General features: G+C 70.3%; 13 protein-coding genes and 1 pseudogene. 4 read left to right on the top strand and 10 right to left on the bottom strand.

All coding sequences use genetic code 11. The features are described 5' to 3' along the window. The first annotated feature begins 187 nt into the window (after positions 1-187). Genes AQJ91_RS27695 through AQJ91_RS27685 form a run of 3 tightly spaced genes read left to right on the top strand, consistent with a single transcriptional unit; the run spans position 188 to position 3,950 of the window. Positions 188-1,282 carry a thiamine ABC transporter substrate-binding protein gene (locus AQJ91_RS27695; RefSeq protein WP_067026915.1) on the top strand — a complete coding sequence of 365 codons (1,095 nt, stop codon included), beginning with the start codon at positions 188-190 and terminating at the stop codon, positions 1,280-1,282. Next, positions 1,258-2,928 (top strand): ABC transporter permease, encoded by a 1,671-nt coding sequence (locus AQJ91_RS27690; protein WP_079085230.1) that lies wholly within the window; start codon positions 1,258-1,260, stop codon positions 2,926-2,928. Before AQJ91_RS27695 ends, AQJ91_RS27690 begins: the two co-directional genes overlap by 25 nt. After that, on the top strand, positions 2,928-3,950 hold the full coding sequence (locus tag AQJ91_RS27685; protein WP_067026913.1) for an ABC transporter ATP-binding protein: 1,023 nt from the start codon (positions 2,928-2,930) through the stop codon (positions 3,948-3,950). Before AQJ91_RS27690 ends, AQJ91_RS27685 begins: the two co-directional genes overlap by 1 nt. Before the next feature lie 271 nt (positions 3,951-4,221). On the opposite strand, the gene AQJ91_RS27680 is transcribed toward AQJ91_RS27685, so the two are convergent. The 7 genes from AQJ91_RS27680 to AQJ91_RS27650 form a co-directional block, all read right to left on the bottom strand. Continuing rightward, positions 4,222-4,914: an LAETG motif-containing sortase-dependent surface protein gene (locus AQJ91_RS27680; RefSeq protein WP_067026911.1), complete on the bottom strand. Its 693-nt coding sequence runs from the start codon at positions 4,912-4,914 to the stop codon at positions 4,222-4,224. 147 nt (positions 4,915-5,061) lie between these two features. Beyond that, positions 5,062-6,186: an LOG family protein gene (locus tag AQJ91_RS27675; RefSeq protein WP_067026909.1), complete on the bottom strand. Its 1,125-nt coding sequence runs from the start codon at positions 6,184-6,186 to the stop codon at positions 5,062-5,064. Positions 6,187-6,223: 37 nt separating this feature from the next. Then, the gene (locus AQJ91_RS27670) at positions 6,224-6,643 is read right to left on the bottom strand and encodes a VOC family protein (protein ID WP_067026906.1); all 420 of its coding nucleotides are present in this window, start codon (positions 6,641-6,643) and stop codon (positions 6,224-6,226) included. Positions 6,644-6,742: 99 nt separating this feature from the next. Continuing rightward, a complete protein-coding gene (locus AQJ91_RS27665; protein WP_067026904.1) occupies positions 6,743-8,170 on the bottom strand; it encodes a hypothetical protein in 1,428 nt (475 codons plus the stop codon). Then, positions 8,152-8,892 (bottom strand): ABC transporter ATP-binding protein, encoded by a 741-nt coding sequence (locus tag AQJ91_RS27660; RefSeq protein WP_067026902.1) that lies wholly within the window; start codon positions 8,890-8,892, stop codon positions 8,152-8,154. The genes AQJ91_RS27665 and AQJ91_RS27660 overlap by 19 nt, the downstream gene beginning before the upstream one ends. Before the next feature lie 190 nt (positions 8,893-9,082). Then, the gene (locus AQJ91_RS27655) at positions 9,083-10,447 is read right to left on the bottom strand and encodes an aspartate aminotransferase family protein (RefSeq protein WP_067026901.1); all 1,365 of its coding nucleotides are present in this window, start codon (positions 10,445-10,447) and stop codon (positions 9,083-9,085) included. Between the two features lie 19 nt (positions 10,448-10,466). After that, a complete protein-coding gene (locus AQJ91_RS27650; RefSeq protein ID WP_067026899.1) occupies positions 10,467-10,994 on the bottom strand; it encodes an Lrp/AsnC family transcriptional regulator in 528 nt (175 codons plus the stop codon). Between the two features lie 168 nt (positions 10,995-11,162). Between AQJ91_RS27650 and AQJ91_RS27645 the strand changes: the two genes are divergently transcribed. Next, the gene (locus AQJ91_RS27645; protein ID WP_067026897.1) at positions 11,163-12,602 is read left to right on the top strand and encodes a gamma-aminobutyraldehyde dehydrogenase; all 1,440 of its coding nucleotides are present in this window, start codon (positions 11,163-11,165) and stop codon (positions 12,600-12,602) included. Between the two features lie 46 nt (positions 12,603-12,648). On the opposite strand, the gene AQJ91_RS27640 is transcribed toward AQJ91_RS27645, so the two are convergent. The 3 genes and pseudogenes from AQJ91_RS27640 to AQJ91_RS27630 all read right to left on the bottom strand — a co-directional run. Then, on the bottom strand, positions 12,649-13,143 hold the full coding sequence (locus AQJ91_RS27640) for a Gfo/Idh/MocA family oxidoreductase (RefSeq protein ID WP_199848043.1): 495 nt from the start codon (positions 13,141-13,143) through the stop codon (positions 12,649-12,651). Between the two features lie 543 nt (positions 13,144-13,686). After that, the gene (locus AQJ91_RS27635) at positions 13,687-14,682 is read right to left on the bottom strand and encodes a Gfo/Idh/MocA family oxidoreductase (protein WP_067026895.1); all 996 of its coding nucleotides are present in this window, start codon (positions 14,680-14,682) and stop codon (positions 13,687-13,689) included. A gap of 7 nt (positions 14,683-14,689) precedes the next feature. Further along, positions 14,690-14,882: pseudogene (locus tag AQJ91_RS27630) on the bottom strand (2-keto-myo-inositol dehydratase); the annotation flags it as partial.

Raw genomic sequence — 14,882 nt, 5'->3', positions numbered from 1 at the left:
ACAGGGGAGCGCCACAGCGCTGAGAGTGCGGCACGGGCCGCAGACCCTCTGAACCTCGCCCAGGTCATTCTGGGTAGGGAGATCGGTCACCACTCGAGCTGTTGCGCCCTGCCCGGGAGCCGTCGGACGTTCCGAAGCCCCCGGGCAGGGCCGCGTCTCTTCCTGGTCCATCCCAGGAGGAAAGTCAGTGAGCACCACCAAGAAGTTCCTTGCCGTGGCCGTCGGGCTCGGCCTGGTCACGCTGCCAGTGCTGTCCGCGTGTGGATCGTCCGACGACGATCAGTCGTCCGGCTCCGGCGGGTCCAAGACCGTGACCCTGGTCAGCCATGACTCGTGGGCCGTCTCGAAGGACGTCCTCGCCGCCTTCGAGAAGGAGTCCGGCTACAAGGTCAAGGTCCTCGAGGACGGCGACGCCGGGCAGGCCGTCAACAAGGCCATCCTCACCAAGGACAACCCGCAGGGCGACGTCTTCTTCGGCGTCGACAACACCCTGCTGTCGCGGGCGCTCGACAACGGGCTCTTCCAGTCGTACGAGGCGAAGGGCGCCGACAAGATCAAAGCTGAGTACCTGGCCGACGAGGACAAGGACCGCGTCACGCCGGTCGACACCGGTGACATCTGCGTCAACTATGACAAGGCGTACTTCAGCGAGCGCAAGCTGACCCCGCCCACCTCCTTCGACGATCTGGTCAAGCCCGCGTACAAGAACCTCCTCGTCACCGAGAACGCCTCCACCTCCTCGCCCGGCCTCGGCTTCCTCCTCGCCACCGCCGGCAAGTACGGCGACGACGGCTGGCAGGACTACTGGAAGAAGCTGAAGGCCAACGGCGTCAAGGTCGTCGACGGCTGGGAGCAGGCCTACAACGAGGAGTTCTCCGGTTCCGCCGGCGGCAAGCAGGCCAAGGCCGACCGGCCGCTCGTCGTGTCGTACGCCTCCTCGCCGCCCGCCGAGGTGATCTACGGCGACCCGAAGCCGACGACCGCCCCGACCGGCGTGGCGACCGGCACCTGCTTCCGGCAGGTCGAGTACGCGGGCCTGCTCAGCAACGCCAAGAACGCCGAGGGTGGCAAGGCGCTGCTCGACTTCCTGCTGACCAGGACGTTCCAGGACGACATGCCGCTCAACATGTTCGTCTACCCGGTGGTGGAGGGCGCCCAGGTGCCCGAGGAGTTCACGAAGTACGGTCCGCAGGCCGAGAACCCCGAGATCATGGACCCGGCGAAGATCGCCGCCAACCGTGACGACTGGGTCAAGTCGTGGACCTCGCTCGTACTGAAGTAGCCGCCAGGAAGAGAGGTGGCGGCGTGGCGGCGCGGCTCGGGCTCATGGCCGTGCCCGTCGCGTTCTTCGCGCTCTTCTTCGCCTACCCCGTCGCCGCGATCGTCGCGCGCGGTCTGAAGGTCGACGGGGTGTGGCAGTTCGGGCGGATCGCGGACGTGCTCGGGCAGTCCGACATCCGGCACGTCCTGTGGTTCACGAGCTGGCAGGCGCTGGCCTCCACCGGGCTGACGCTGCTCGTCGCGTTGCCGGCCGCGTATGTCTTCGCCCGCTTCGACTTCCCCGGCAAGCAGTTCCTGCGCGCTGTGGTGACCGTGCCGTTCGTACTGCCGACGGTCGTCGTCGGTACGGCGTTCCTGGCGCTCGTCGGGCGCGGCGGGCTGCTCGACGAGCTGTGGGGCGTACGGCTGGACACCACCGTGTGGGCGATTCTGCTGGCGCACGTCTTCTTCAACTACGCGGTCGTCGTACGGACGGTCGGTGGGCTCTGGGCGCAGCTCGACCCGCGGCAGGAGGAGGCGGCGCGGATGCTGGGCTCTTCGCGGTGGGCGGCCTGGCGGAAGGTCACGCTGCCCGCGCTGGCACCGGCCGTCGCGGCCGCCGCGCTCATGGTCTTCCTCTTCACCTTCACCTCCTTCGGTGTGGTGCAGATCCTCGGCGGGCCGACCTTCTCGACCCTGGAGGTCGAGATCTACCGGCAGACGTCCGAGATCTTCGACCTGGCCACGGCCGCCGTGCTGACGGTCATCCAGTTCGTGGCGGTGGGGGCGATCCTCGCCGTGCACGCCTGGACCGTACGGCGGCGGGAGACCGCCCTGCGGCTGGTGGACGCCTCCGTGACGGCCCGGCGGCCGCGCGGGGCGGGGCAGTGGGGGCTGCTGGCGGGGGTGGTCGGCTGCATCGTCGTACTCCTGGCGCTGCCCCTCGCCGTCCTGGTCCAACGGTCCCTGGACGCGCCCGACTTCGGCTACTACCGGGCGCTGACCGACGCGGACGGCGGGGTCTTCCTCGTCGCGCCCATCGAGGCGATCGGCAACTCGCTGGAGTACGCCGTCGTCGCCACCGTCATCGCCGTGCTGATCGGCGGGCTCGCGGCGGCCGCGCTGACCCGGCGGGACGCGGGGCGGTTCGTACGGGGCTTCGACGCGCTGCTGATGCTGCCGCTCGGGGTGTCCGCGGTGACCGTCGGGTTCGGGTTCCTGATCGCCCTCGACGAGCCGCCGCTCGATCTGCGGGCGACCTGGATCCTGGTGCCGCTCGCGCAGGCGCTGGTCGGGGTGCCGTTCGTCGTCCGGACCATGCTGCCCGTGCTGCGGGCCGTGGACGAGCGGTTGCGGGAGGCGGCGGCCGTGCTCGGGGCGTCGCCGTGGCGGGTGTGGCGGGAGGTGGATCTGCCGATGGTGCGGCGGGCGCTGCTGATCGCGGCCGGGTTCGCCTTCGCGGTGTCGCTGGGTGAGTTCGGGGCGACCGTGTTCATCGCACGGCCCGACAATCCGACGCTGCCGGTCGCCGTGGCGCGGCTGCTGGGGCGGGCGGGTGAGCTCAACTACGGGCAGGCGATGGCCCTTTCGACGGTGCTGATGGTGGTGTGTGCGGTGGCCCTGCTGGTGCTGGAGCGGCTGCGGACCGATCGGACGGGGGAGTTCTGATGCTGCTGAGCCTTGAGGGCGCGACGGTGCGGTTCGGGGGGCGGGCCGTGCTTGGTGCCGTCGACCTCGGGGTCGCCGAGCACGAGATCGTCTGTGTGCTCGGGCCCAGCGGCAGCGGTAAGTCGACGCTGTTGCGGGCGGTGGCCGGGCTGCAACACCTGGATGCCGGGCGGGTGTTGCTCGACGGGCGGGACCAGGGCGGGGTGCCCGCGCATCGGCGGGGGGTCGGGCTGATGTTCCAGGACCATCAGCTGTTCCCGCAGCGGGATGTGGGCGGGAACGTGGCGTTCGGGCTGCGGATGCGCGGCGCCGCCTCGCGCGGTGAACAGGACGGGCAGGTACGGGAGTTGCTCGACCTTGTTGGGCTGCCGGGGGCTGGGAGGCGGGCCGTCGCCTCCTTGTCCGGGGGTGAGCAGCAGCGGGTGGCGTTGGCGCGGGCGCTGGCTCCCCGGCCGCGGCTGCTGATGCTGGACGAGCCGCTCGGGCAGCTCGACCGGTCGCTTCGGGAACGGCTCGTCGTCGAACTGCGGGAGCTCTTCGGGCGGTTGGGGACGACTGTGCTGGCCGTGACGCACGACCAGGGTGAGGCCTTCGCGCTTGCCGACCGGGTGGTGGTGATGCGGGACGGGCGGATCGCGCAGTCCGGGACGCCGCTGGAGGTGTGGCAGCGGCCTGCGGACGAGTTCGTGGCGCGGTTCCTCGGGTTCGACAACGTGGTCGAGGGGACGGTCGTGGGGGAGGCGGCGGATACGCCGTGGGGGAAGGTGCCGGTGCCTGCGGGGGCTGTGCAGGGGGTGCGGATGCTGCTTGTGCGGCCTGCGGGTGTGCGGCTGGTGTCCGCCGACTCGGGGCTGCGGTGTGTGGTGGTGGCGCGGACGTTCAAGGGCACGCATGTCGCCGTGCAGTTGGAGGCGGAGGGGGCGCCGCGGTTGGAGGCGGCTTGTGCGTTGCGGGAGGCGCCGGGCGTGGGGGATGTGGTGGGGGTGGAGTTCGACGGGGCGGAGATTGTTGTGCTGGGGTGAGTGGGTGGACCGTGGGGTGGGGGTGCCCTGCGCTGAGGGGGGGCATCCGTCGGCTTGTAGGTGCCCGGCGTTGGGGCTGGGGTCGAGGGGCGTTCGCTCACCCGCGCTGGCGGGGTGCCGCTCTCTTTGGGACGGGCGCCGCCAGCGGTATGACTGACGGCAGCCGGGGCGGGGGCCGTCGTTCGGGTTGGCGTCCACCCTTCAGCGCGCCTGCCCTACGAGTCACGGCCCGCCCCCGGCGAACGGGGACGGGCCGTGGCGGTCCGGTGTGTCAGCGGTCGTTGCTCGCGCCGCGGCGGCGCATGCCGTAGAACACGGCGCCGCCGCCGATCGCGACCAGGGCGACCGCGATGCCGGCGATCACGCCGGTCTTGGAGCTCGCGCCGGTCTCGGCGAGGTTGGACTCACCGGCCGCCGGGGACGGGGCGCTGTCCGCCGGAGCGGTGGCGTTGGTCTCCGACGGGGTGGGGGTGGGGGTGTCGGTGTCCTCGGCCGGGGTGGAGGCGGAGTCGGAAGGCGTCGGGGTCGGGGTGTCCGACGGGGCCGGTGGCTTCTCCTCTTCCTTCTTGCAGGCCGTGGACGGCGTGGTCAGGTTCGGCTTGATGTCCTCGTCGACCTGGTTGCCGGCCTTGACGTGGACGCGGTACTCGGCGTCGGGCTTCCAGTTCTCCTCGAAGGTGATGGTGACACCCTCGCGCGAACCCTTGACCTCCTGCTCGCCGATCTTCTTCACATCGGCGCCGTTGTTCTCCAGGTACACGGTGACGGTGGCCGGCACGCCGGTGGGGTCCACGTCGGTGACCGTGATGACACCCTTGTCGCCGTCGCACTTGGCTTCGGCGGAGAACTCATTGATGTTGCAGGCGAGCGCGTTGCCGGCGAGCGCGATCGAGAGTGCGGCCGAGGCGGTGGCAACACCGAGGATGCGCACGGAACGTGCAGCAGTACGGCGAGTTATGGACACGTTTGTCCTTTACGAGTTGCGCAAATGCGGGGGGTTGAGGCGATGGCGATGGGACATCACCATCCCCGGGAGTCTCACAGGTCTATAAGCGCCGCATAAGAAGTGTCAACGCATAAGCAGCCTACAGGCGTTGGCTTTGCCCTCTTATTAACCGCCGAGACGTTTCAACGCCTCCGGCGCCTCCTCGATCCGGTCGATCAGGGCGATATGGGACTCCATCGAGCGGTCCCGGGCCAGCGACCGCAGCAGCGGCCACGTCGGCAGCTTCTCCGTCCAGTGCGCCCGGTCGACCAGGACCATGGGCGTGGGCTCGCCGCGCGACTCGTAGTAGTTCGGCGTCGCGTTGTCGAAGATCTCCTGTACGGTGCCGGCCGCGCCCGGCAGGAAGACCACGCCCGCGTTGCAGCGGGCCAGCAGGCCGTCCTCGCGGGTGGCGTTGGCGAAGTACTTGGCGATGTGCCCGGCGAACGCGTTCGGCGGCTCGTGGCCGTAGAACCAGGTCGGGATGCCGACGGACGCGCCGCCTTTGGGCCAGCGGGAGCGCACCTCGAAGGCGGCTGTTGCCCAGTCGGTGATCGAGGGCGTGAACTTCGCTGCCTTGGTGAGGAGTTGGAGCGACTCGCTCAGCATCTCGTCGTCGAACGGGGCCGCGTACGCGCCGAGGTTCGCCGCCTCCATCGCGCCCGGGCCGCCGCCGGTGGCAACCGTGAAACCGGCGCGGGCCAGCTCCCGTCCGAGCCGCGCGGCACCGGCGTACGCCTCCGTGCCGCGGGCCATCGCGTGGCCGCCCATCACGCCCACCACCCGTGCCCCGCGCAGGAGTTCGTCGAGCGCGTCCGAGACGGAGTCGTCGTGGACGGCGCGCAGCATCGAGGCGAATATGTCGTGGTCGGCCTTGGTCTGCTGGAACCAGGCGTACGCGCGGGCGTCGGGCGTGGCCTCGTAGCCGCCGTCCGACAAGGACTCGAAGAGCTCGTCAGGGGAGTAGACGAGGCCGCGGTACGGGTCGAAGGGCAGGTCCGGGACCGGCGGGAAGACCATGGCGCCGTCCGCTCGGACCTTCGTGGCCGCGTCCTCGCGCATCCGGCAGCCGAGGAAGACGGCACCGCCCGTGTCCGTGGCGAGGAGTTCGCGCGTACGGTCCGTCAGGTCGACGGCCTGGACGCGGAATCCGGCGAGGGTGCCGCGGGCCGAGACGGTCGCGTCGAACTCCTCGAGTGTCTCGATCTCACGGTCGTTGTGGTGGGCCGCATGGGCGGGCATCGTCTGCACCCGCCCATGCTAGGCACGCCACTTCGCGACGCGGACCTCAGCCCTCGATGGCCGCCGGGTCCATCCACACGACCTCCCAGGTGTGGCCGTCGACGTCGTCGAAGGCGCGGCCGTACATGAAGTCCATGTCCTGGACTTTGTCCGACGCGGTGCCACCGGCGGCGACGGCCTTGTCGACCAGCTCGTCCACCTTCGCGCGGCTCTCGGCGCTCAGACAGATCAGCACCTCGCTGGTCTTCGAGGCGTCCGCGATCTCCTTCTCCGTGAACGTCGAGTAGAACGGCTTGGTGAGCAGCATCGCGAAGATGGTGTCGCTGATCACCACGGAGGCCGCGTTCTCGTTGCTGAACTGCGGGTTGATCGTGTAGCCGAGCTCCGTGAAGAACTTCTTCGAGGCGTCGAGGTCGTTCACGGGCAGGTTCACGAAGATCATCTGCTGGTACGTCGTCGAGGTCATCGGGGTCTCTCCCATCGGGTGTGCGTGCTGTTCGGTGGGGTAGACCGGGGCTCCGTGCGGAACTCATCGCCGGTCGGTGGTCTTTTTCGTGCGGATTTTTCAGCGGGCCAGCGGCACTGCCGCGAGCTCGGCCACCAGCAGGGTCAGCGGGCCGAACATGGCCAGCAACGCGCCTGCGCGCAGGGCGGCGGCACTGCGGAGCATCGTCGCCGGGGCGCCGAGTCTGAGCAGGGCGGCAGTGGTGTCGGCCCGCGCGTGCTTCGCCTCCACGGCGGCGGTCAGGAGGGTGGCCACCGTGCAGCCCGTGACCAAGGTCGCGCCGAGGGTGGTGAGAGGGCCGAAGGAGGGGGCGGTGGTGCCGGAGGACAGGGTCGCCATGGCGTACGCCGCGGAGGCCACCACGCAGACCACGCCGAGGGGGCGGCCGATGCGGGTTGCCTCTTCCATCAGGACTCGGCCTGCGAGGAGGCGGCGGGCGCCGGGGCGTACGGACTGGAGGAGGCGGCCGCAGAGGTGGGTGAGGCCGGGGGCGGCGAGGGTGAGGCCGAGGGCGGTGAGCAGCCAGCCGGCCAGGACGGTGGCGGGGCCGGTTGCGAGGCCGGCGGGCATGGTGAGGCCGGAGGCGGTGGTGTCGCGGCTGGCGTGGGCCTCTACGGCCAGGCCTGCGGTCAGAACCGCGATGCTCCAGGGGAGGCCGGAGGGGGGTGTGCGGGGGGTGGGGGGTTGGGTGGGGTCCGGGGACGGGGTGGGGTGGTGGGCTACGGCTTCGGTCCAGTTGGATTCAGGGGTGCCCGGGGTGGGGGCCGGCGTCTGGGTCGGGTCGCTTGCCCGTGCCTGCGGGGTGCCGCCTCTTTGTGGGAGGGGCGCCACCCCAGCGGCACGACTGCCCGCAGACGGCGCGGCGGTGTTCCGTAGCTGTGCCCCGAACCTCCCGTACGTCTCCCTCGCCCCCGTCCTGCCATACGCCCCGAAGCGGCCGTACGACCTCGCCGCCGTCCGCGCTCCAGTGGGCCTCGCCTCCCGAGGTCGCAGTGCCACCGCCACCGCCAGCGAAGCAGTCGCCGGGAGCAGTCCCAGCAGTGTCAGTGCTGCCGGGAGTGGCAGGGGCCGGTCCGCGGCGAGGAAATCCGCGGCTGCTCCGTCGAAGGGCATGCCGGTCAGGTCGCCGCGGAGGTGGAGGAAGAAGAGGAGGGCCAGTATCGAGCCGAGGGTGCAGGACAGGGCCGTTGTCGTGGCCGAGAAGGCCATGACGCGGGCCGGGCCCAGGCCGATCGCGGAGAGGCCGGGGCGTGGCCTGGTACCGGGGTCCGTGCGGGCCACCGCCACCGCGAAGTAGACCGTGGTGGCCAGCGGCGGGAGGCACCAGGCCAGGCGGAGGACCGAGCCGCCGGGGGAGTCGGGGTGGGCGATCGCGTGGCCCAGGGCGCACAGGAGCAGGAAGCCCGTGCCTGCCGCCGCCGCTGCCACCAGGAGGCGGCGCAGCTGTACGACGGGGTGGGCGCCGCGGGTCAGACGGAGAGCGAGCACGCGGCCCGGCCTTCCGTGTCGGTGACCGGGGGGAGGTGGACGGTGTTGACGCGCCGTCCGTCCAGGAGGGTCATGGTGTGGTCGGCGAGCGCTGCCGCGTCCGTGTCGTGGGTGGCGAGCACGACCGTGATGCCGTGCGAGCGGGCCGCCGTGGTGAGCGTACGGAGGACGTGGGCGCGGTCGGCGCGGTGCAGGGGCGCCGTCGGCTCGTCGGCGAAGAGGACGGTCGGCGCGAGGGCCAGGGCCCGGGCGACGCAGACGCGCTGGCGTTCGGACTGAGTCAGCTGGTGCGGGCGTTTGCGGGCGGCCTCGCCGATGTCCAGGCGCTCCAGCCACTCCAGGGCGGCGGTCTTGGCGCGGCGGCGACTCGTGCCGCGCAGCATGACGGGGAGCGCGGCGTTCTCCCAGGCGTTGAGCTCGGGGACCAGTACCGGCGCCGGGTCGATCCAGCCGAAGCGGTCGCGGCGGAGCCGTTCGCGGGCCGTCGCGCCCATGGTGTGCACCGGCACGCTGTTGAACCACACCTCGCCGCGCTGTGCGGGGGCCAGGCCGGACAGGCACCGCAGCAGGGTCGTCTTGCCACTGCCGCGCGGGCCGCCGACGGTGAGGATCTCGCCCTCCCGGACGCCGAGCGAGACTCCGGCGAGGGCGGGCGAGCCGTCGTCGTGGGTGAAGTGCAGCGACCGTGCCCAGAGCACGTCGTTGTCCGGCGGGGCCACCATGGGCGTACACCTCGTTCAGATCCGTAATTCCCTGTGCCTATCCCCCGTGCGGGTGAACGAAGGCAGGGCCGATCGGTTACAGGGCACGCTAAGGATCCGGGGCGGGAACGCCGGACAGTACGCGGCCCGGGTACGCCCTTCTCACTCGTACGGGTGAGAGGGGTGTACCCGGGCCGCCGAACCGCCGGGGCTACAGCTTCGTCCACGCCTCCGACAGCGTCTCCCGCAGGATCTGCTCGATCTCGTCGAAGGTCTCCTGGTTGGAGATCAGCGGCGGCGCGAGCTGGATGACCGGGTCGCCGCGGTCGTCGGCACGGCAGTACAGGCCGTTCTCGTAGAGCTTCTTGGAGAGGAAGCCGTAGAGGATCCGCTCGGTCTCCTCGGCGTTGAAGGACTCCTTCGTCGCCTTGTCCTTGACCAGCTCGATGCCGTAGAAGAAGCCGTTGCCGCGGACGTCGCCGACGATCGGCAGGTCGTACAGCTTCTCCAGGGTGGCCCGGAACGCCCCCTCGTTGTCGAGGACGTGCTGGTTGAGGCCCTCGCGCTCGAACAGGTCGAGGTTGGCGACGCCCACGGCCGCGGAGACCGGGTGGCCGCCGAACGTGTAGCCGTGCAGGAAGGTGTTGTCGCCCTTGTAGAACGGCTCGGCGAGCCGGTCCGAGATGATGCAGGCGCCGATCGGGGAGTAGCCCGACGTCATGCCCTTGGCGCAGGTGATGATGTCCGGGACGTAGCCGAACTTGTCGCAGGCGAACATCGTGCCGAGGCGGCCGAAGGCGCAGATGACCTCGTCGGAGACGAGGAGTACGTCGTACTGGTCGCAGATCTCCCTGACGCGCTGGAAGTAGCCCGGCGGGGGCGGGAAGCAGCCGCCCGCGTTCTGTACCGGCTCCAGGAAGACCGCCGCGACCGTGTCCGGGCCCTCGAAGAGGATCTGCTGCTCTATCTGGTCGGCGGCCCAGCGGCCGAAGGCCTCCGGGTCGTCGCCGTGGATCGGGGCGCGGTAGGTGTTGGTGTTCGGGACCTTGTGGGCGCCGGGGACCAGCGGCTCGAAGGGGGCCTTCAGGGCGGGCAGGCCGGTGATGGACAGGGCGCCCTGCGGGGTGCCGTGGTAGGCGACCGCGCGCGAGATGACCTTGTACTTGGTGGGCTTGCCGACCAGCTTGAAGTACTGCTTGGCGAGCTTCCAGGCGGTCTCCACCGCCTCGCCGCCGCCGGTGGTGAAGAAGACCTTGTTCAGGTCGCCGGGCGCGTAGTCCGCGAGGCGGTCGGCGAGCTCGATGGCCTTGGGATGGGCGTAGGACCACACCGGGAAGAACGCGAGCTCCTGCGCCTGCTTGAAGGCGGTCTCGGCGAGCTCCGTGCGGCCGTGACCCGCCTGGACCACGAACAGGCCCGCGAGACCGTCGAGGTAGCGCTTGCCCTTGTCGTCGTAGATGTAGGTGCCCTCGCCCCGGACGATGGTGGGGACGGGCGCGTTCTCGTACGAGGACATGCGGGTGAAGTGCATCCACAGGTGGTCGTACGCGGTGCGGCTGAGGTCCTTGCTGCTCACGGTTATCGGGTCCTCACGGTTATCGGGTTCCCCACATGTAGGTCTGCTTCTTGAGCTTGAGGTAGACGAAGCTCTCCGTGGAGCGCACTCCGGGGAGAGCCCGGATGCGTCTGTTGATGACTTCCAGCAGGTGGTCGTCGTCCTCGCAGACGATCTCCACCATCAGGTCGAAGGATCCGGCGGTCATCACCACGTACTCGCATTCGGACATGGCGGTCAGCGCGTCGGCCACGGACTCCACGTCGCCCTCGACGTTGATCCCGACCATCGCCTGGCGGCGGAAGCCCACGGTGAGCGGGTCCGTGACGGCGACGATCTGCATCACGCCCTGGTCGAGCAGCTTCTGGACGCGCTGGCGCACGGCCGCCTCGGAGAGGCCGACGGCCTTGCCGATGGCGGCGTACGGCCGGCGGCCGTCCTCCTGGAGCTGTTCGATGATGGCGAGGGAGACGGCATCCAGATGCGGAGTGGTGCCGTTCCTGGACTCGCGGGAGTCCCGGGAGTCCTTGGGGTCTGCGCTTCGACTGGCCACGGGCTCACTGTGCACGACGTCTCGATAGTTCCGCAAGGCCGAATTGATGAAATTCGTTGTTTACGTGGTCGAGACTTGCGGATTCCGTAGCTGCGGCGCGATTAGGGCTGTTGAAAACGTGGGACGGCCGACTAGGGTGGATGTCTCAAGGAATGGACAGTTCTGACTGACAGGAGGCCGGCAGTGAGCACCGAGCTGCGTCGTCTGCGCAACTACATCAATGGTGAGTTCCGGGACGCCGCCGACGGACGGACCACCGAGGTGGTCAACCCCGCGACGGGCGAGGCGTACGCGACCGCGCCGCTGTCCGGACAGGCGGACGTGGACGCCGCGATGGCGGCCGCCGCCGCGGCCTTCCCGGCCTGGCGTGACACGACCCCCGCCGAGCGCCAGAAGGCCCTCCTGAAGATCGCGGACGCGTTCGAGGAGCGTGCCGAGGAGCTCATCGCCGCCGAGGTGGAGAACACGGGCAAGCCGATCGGGCTGACCCGCTCCGAGGAGATCCCGCCGATGGTGGACCAGATCCGCTTCTTCGCGGGTGCGGCGCGGATGCTCGAGGGGCGCTCGGCCGGTGAGTACATGGAGGGGCTGACCTCCATCGTCCGCCGTGAGCCGGTCGGTGTCTGCGCGCAGGTCGCGCCGTGGAACTACCCGATGATGATGGCCGTGTGGAAGTTCGCACCGGCGATCGCGGCGGGCAACACCGTGGTGCTGAAGCCGTCGGACACGACCCCGGCGTCGACCGTCCTGATGGCCGAGATCATCGGCGCGATCCTGCCGAAGGGCGTCTTCAACGTCATCACAGGCGACCGTGACACCGGTCGGCTGATGGTCGAGCACCCGACCCCGGCGATGGCGTCCATCACCGGTTCCGTGCGTGCGGGCATGTCGGTCGCCGAATCCGCGTCCAAGGACCTCAAGCGGGTCCACCTGGAGCTGGGCGGCAAGGCGCCGGTCGTGGTCTTCGAGGACACCGACATCGCCAAGGCCGTCGAGGACATCTCCGTGGCGGGCTACTTCAACGCCGGGCAGGACTGTACGGCGGCCTGCCGCGTGCTCGTCCACGAGGCGATCCACGACGAGTTCGTGGCCGCGCTCGCGAAGGCTGCCGCCGACACGAAGACCGGGCAGCCGGACGACGAGGACGTGCTGTACGGACCGCTCAACAACCCCAACCAGCTCAAGCAGGTCGAGGGCTTCATCGAGCGGCTGCCGGCGCACGCGCGCGTGGAGGCCGGTGGCAAGCGGGTCGGTGACAAGGGCTACTTCTTCGCGCCGACCGTCGTCTCCGGGGTCAAGCAGGACGACGAGATCATCCAGAAGGAGGTCTTCGGGCCGGTCATCACCGTCCAGTCCTTCTCGGACGAGGCGCAGGCCGTCGAGTGGGCGAACGGTGTCGAGTACGCGCTCGCGTCGTCGGTGTGGACCAAGAACCACGCCCGTGCGATGCGGATGTCCAAGGCCCTGGACTTCGGGTGCGTGTGGATCAACACGCACATTCCGCTGGTTGCGGAGATGCCGCACGGCGGGTTCAAGAAGTCCGGGTACGGCAAGGACCTTTCGGCGTACGGGTTCGATGACTACACGCGGATCAAGCACGTGATGACGTCGCTGGACGGCTGAAGGGCGTTGCGGCCCCGGACGGATCAAGTGCCGTCCGGGGCAGCGATCAGGTGGTACCGACGTGCTGTGCCGTCTCTCCGGGAAAGGCGATGGCGCACTGGCGGCGGATTTCGTCCATCGCTCGGAGTGTGGTCAGCGAGTCGTCCAGCGGGCGGAGCGGGGACTGGAGCCGGCCGGCGGTGATGCACCTGGCCGCCTCCGCGGCCTCGAAGTGCAGGGCGTCGTGTGCGGTGTGCGGCTCGGTGTACGTCAGTCGTGTGCCGCTTCCCGTCAGGGTGAGGACGATGTCGCCGGGCTGGTAGAAGGGGCCGGGCAGGCTCAGGGTGGCGTGGGTCCCGGCGATGGTGGCCGTGGTGGGGGTGTCACTGAAGAGGGTGGTGACGATGCCCTGACTGCCGTCGGCGTAGCGGAGCAGGGCGGAGGTCTGGCCGTTGACGCCCGCGGGATGCGGCTGGGCGGAGGCCAGGACTTCGGCCGGCGCGCCGAGGATCCAGGTGATGAGGGACAGAGGGGCGTCAGCTGCTTGCCGGGGAGCGTGCACGGGGGTGGTTTAACTCGATCGTGTGATGGTCGGCTTCCGGGCTTGCGGTGTCCTGGGCCGTCCGGGGCAGCGTGATCGTGCGATCTGGGACGCCGGGTGCGGTGTCAGCGTGCGGGGCCCCTGCTCCACCGGAGTGATGGTTCGGGGCCTCCCCGTCGCCTCTGGCCGTACCCACATGGCCAGGTCGTACAGGGAACTGGCCTCCCGGGCCCGGACCACGGACAGGATCCGTGTCGCCGCCCCGGGGTCGAGTACGCCGGGGACCAGTACGCCCAAGACCGTTCGGGGCGTGCGACTGAGCGGGCTCACTTCCGCTCAGTCCATAGGAACGGTAGGTGCCGAGGTCGAGGAGGGGGCCGCCGGCCAGGTCGGGGCGGAGGATGCGGTGGCCGGCGGTGAAGCGCTGGCCGGTGTGGCCCTGCACGGAGCGCACGAAGCGTTCGGCGATCCAACCGGTGCCCAGAACACCCCAGCGCAGTGCGGGAGCGGCCATCGGGTCCGGGGTGCGCGGGGCGGGCAGGGCGGTGGGGAAGGCGGACATGCTCAGACCTCCGGGACCTGGACGGCGATCGTCCGGCCCCCGTTCTTCATGGACACGATGACGGCCTTGGCCACCGCGCCCGCCACCAGGCCGTCGTGTGCCGTGGCCAGCGGAGACGCACTCCCGGTGGCGACGGCGTCGATCCACGCCTGGAGTTCGAGGCGATAGGCGTCGGCGAACCGGGGACGCCAGTCGGCGGGGTAACCGAGGGAGCGGGCCCGCGCCGAGTCGGTGACCAGGCGGGCGGGGTTGGTGAGGGCGAGCGTGCCGCGCTCGCCGGCCACCTCGCAGCGGACGTCGTAGCCGTAGCCGGCGTTGAGGAACACCTCCACGGTGGTCAGCGCGCCGTCGGCGGTGCGCAGCAGCATCAGTTGCGGATCCCGCAGACCGGTCGCCGTCGTGGAGCGGGGCGCGTGCCAACTGACCTCGGTGATCGGGGAGTCGAGCAGCCAGGGCACGGTGTCGAACTCATGGATGGCCGACCCCGTGATGCTGAACTCGTCGGTGGCGCCGGGGGCGGAGGAGACACCTCGGCTGACACAGCGCAGCAGCAGCGGTGCCCCGCAGACACCGGCGGCCAGGGCCTCCTTCAGCTCCACGTACGCGGGATCGAAGCGGCGCATGAAGCCCAGCGAGATCAGGCCTTGGCCGGCCTGCCGCTCCTCTTGTACGACGCGGACGCATTCGCTCAGCGTGGGGGCGAGGGGCTTCTCGCACAGCACGGCCTTCGCGGCCCGTACGGCCGCGACGGACAGATCGGCGTGAGTGGTGTCGTGCGAGGCGACGACCACGGCGTCGACCTCCGGGTCGGCGATCACGGCATACGGATCACCGGTGGCGCGGGCGTCGGGGAGGGCCCCGGCGACGCCGGCGGCGCGCTCCTCGTCGAGGTCGGCGACCATGGTGACCACGGCGCCGGAGACATGGCGGTGCAGGGTGTTCACATGGTCGGCGCCCATGTTGCCCGCGCCGATCACCCCTATGCGCACGATGCTCATACCGGGCTCACCGTTCGGGGGTGGTGAGGGTCGGGCGCCGGGTTCCGGTCAGGCCGCAGCCGGCCAGGTGCTCACGGGTGCTCAGCGCGATGGGCAGCGGTACCTCGGGTGCGCAGGGGTACAGGTCCTGTTCGACGATCACGAACAGCTCGGCGTCCAGCAGGGCGAGTTCGCCGACGACGTCGGAGGGGTTGGGTACG

It is taken from the genome of Streptomyces dysideae, assembly GCF_001514305.1.
In the GTDB taxonomy this organism is placed as follows: Bacteria; Actinomycetota; Actinomycetes; order Streptomycetales; family Streptomycetaceae; genus Streptomyces; species Streptomyces dysideae.
The sequence above is the reverse complement of the archived record's forward strand: the minus strand, read 5'-3'. Positions and strand labels throughout refer to the sequence as shown.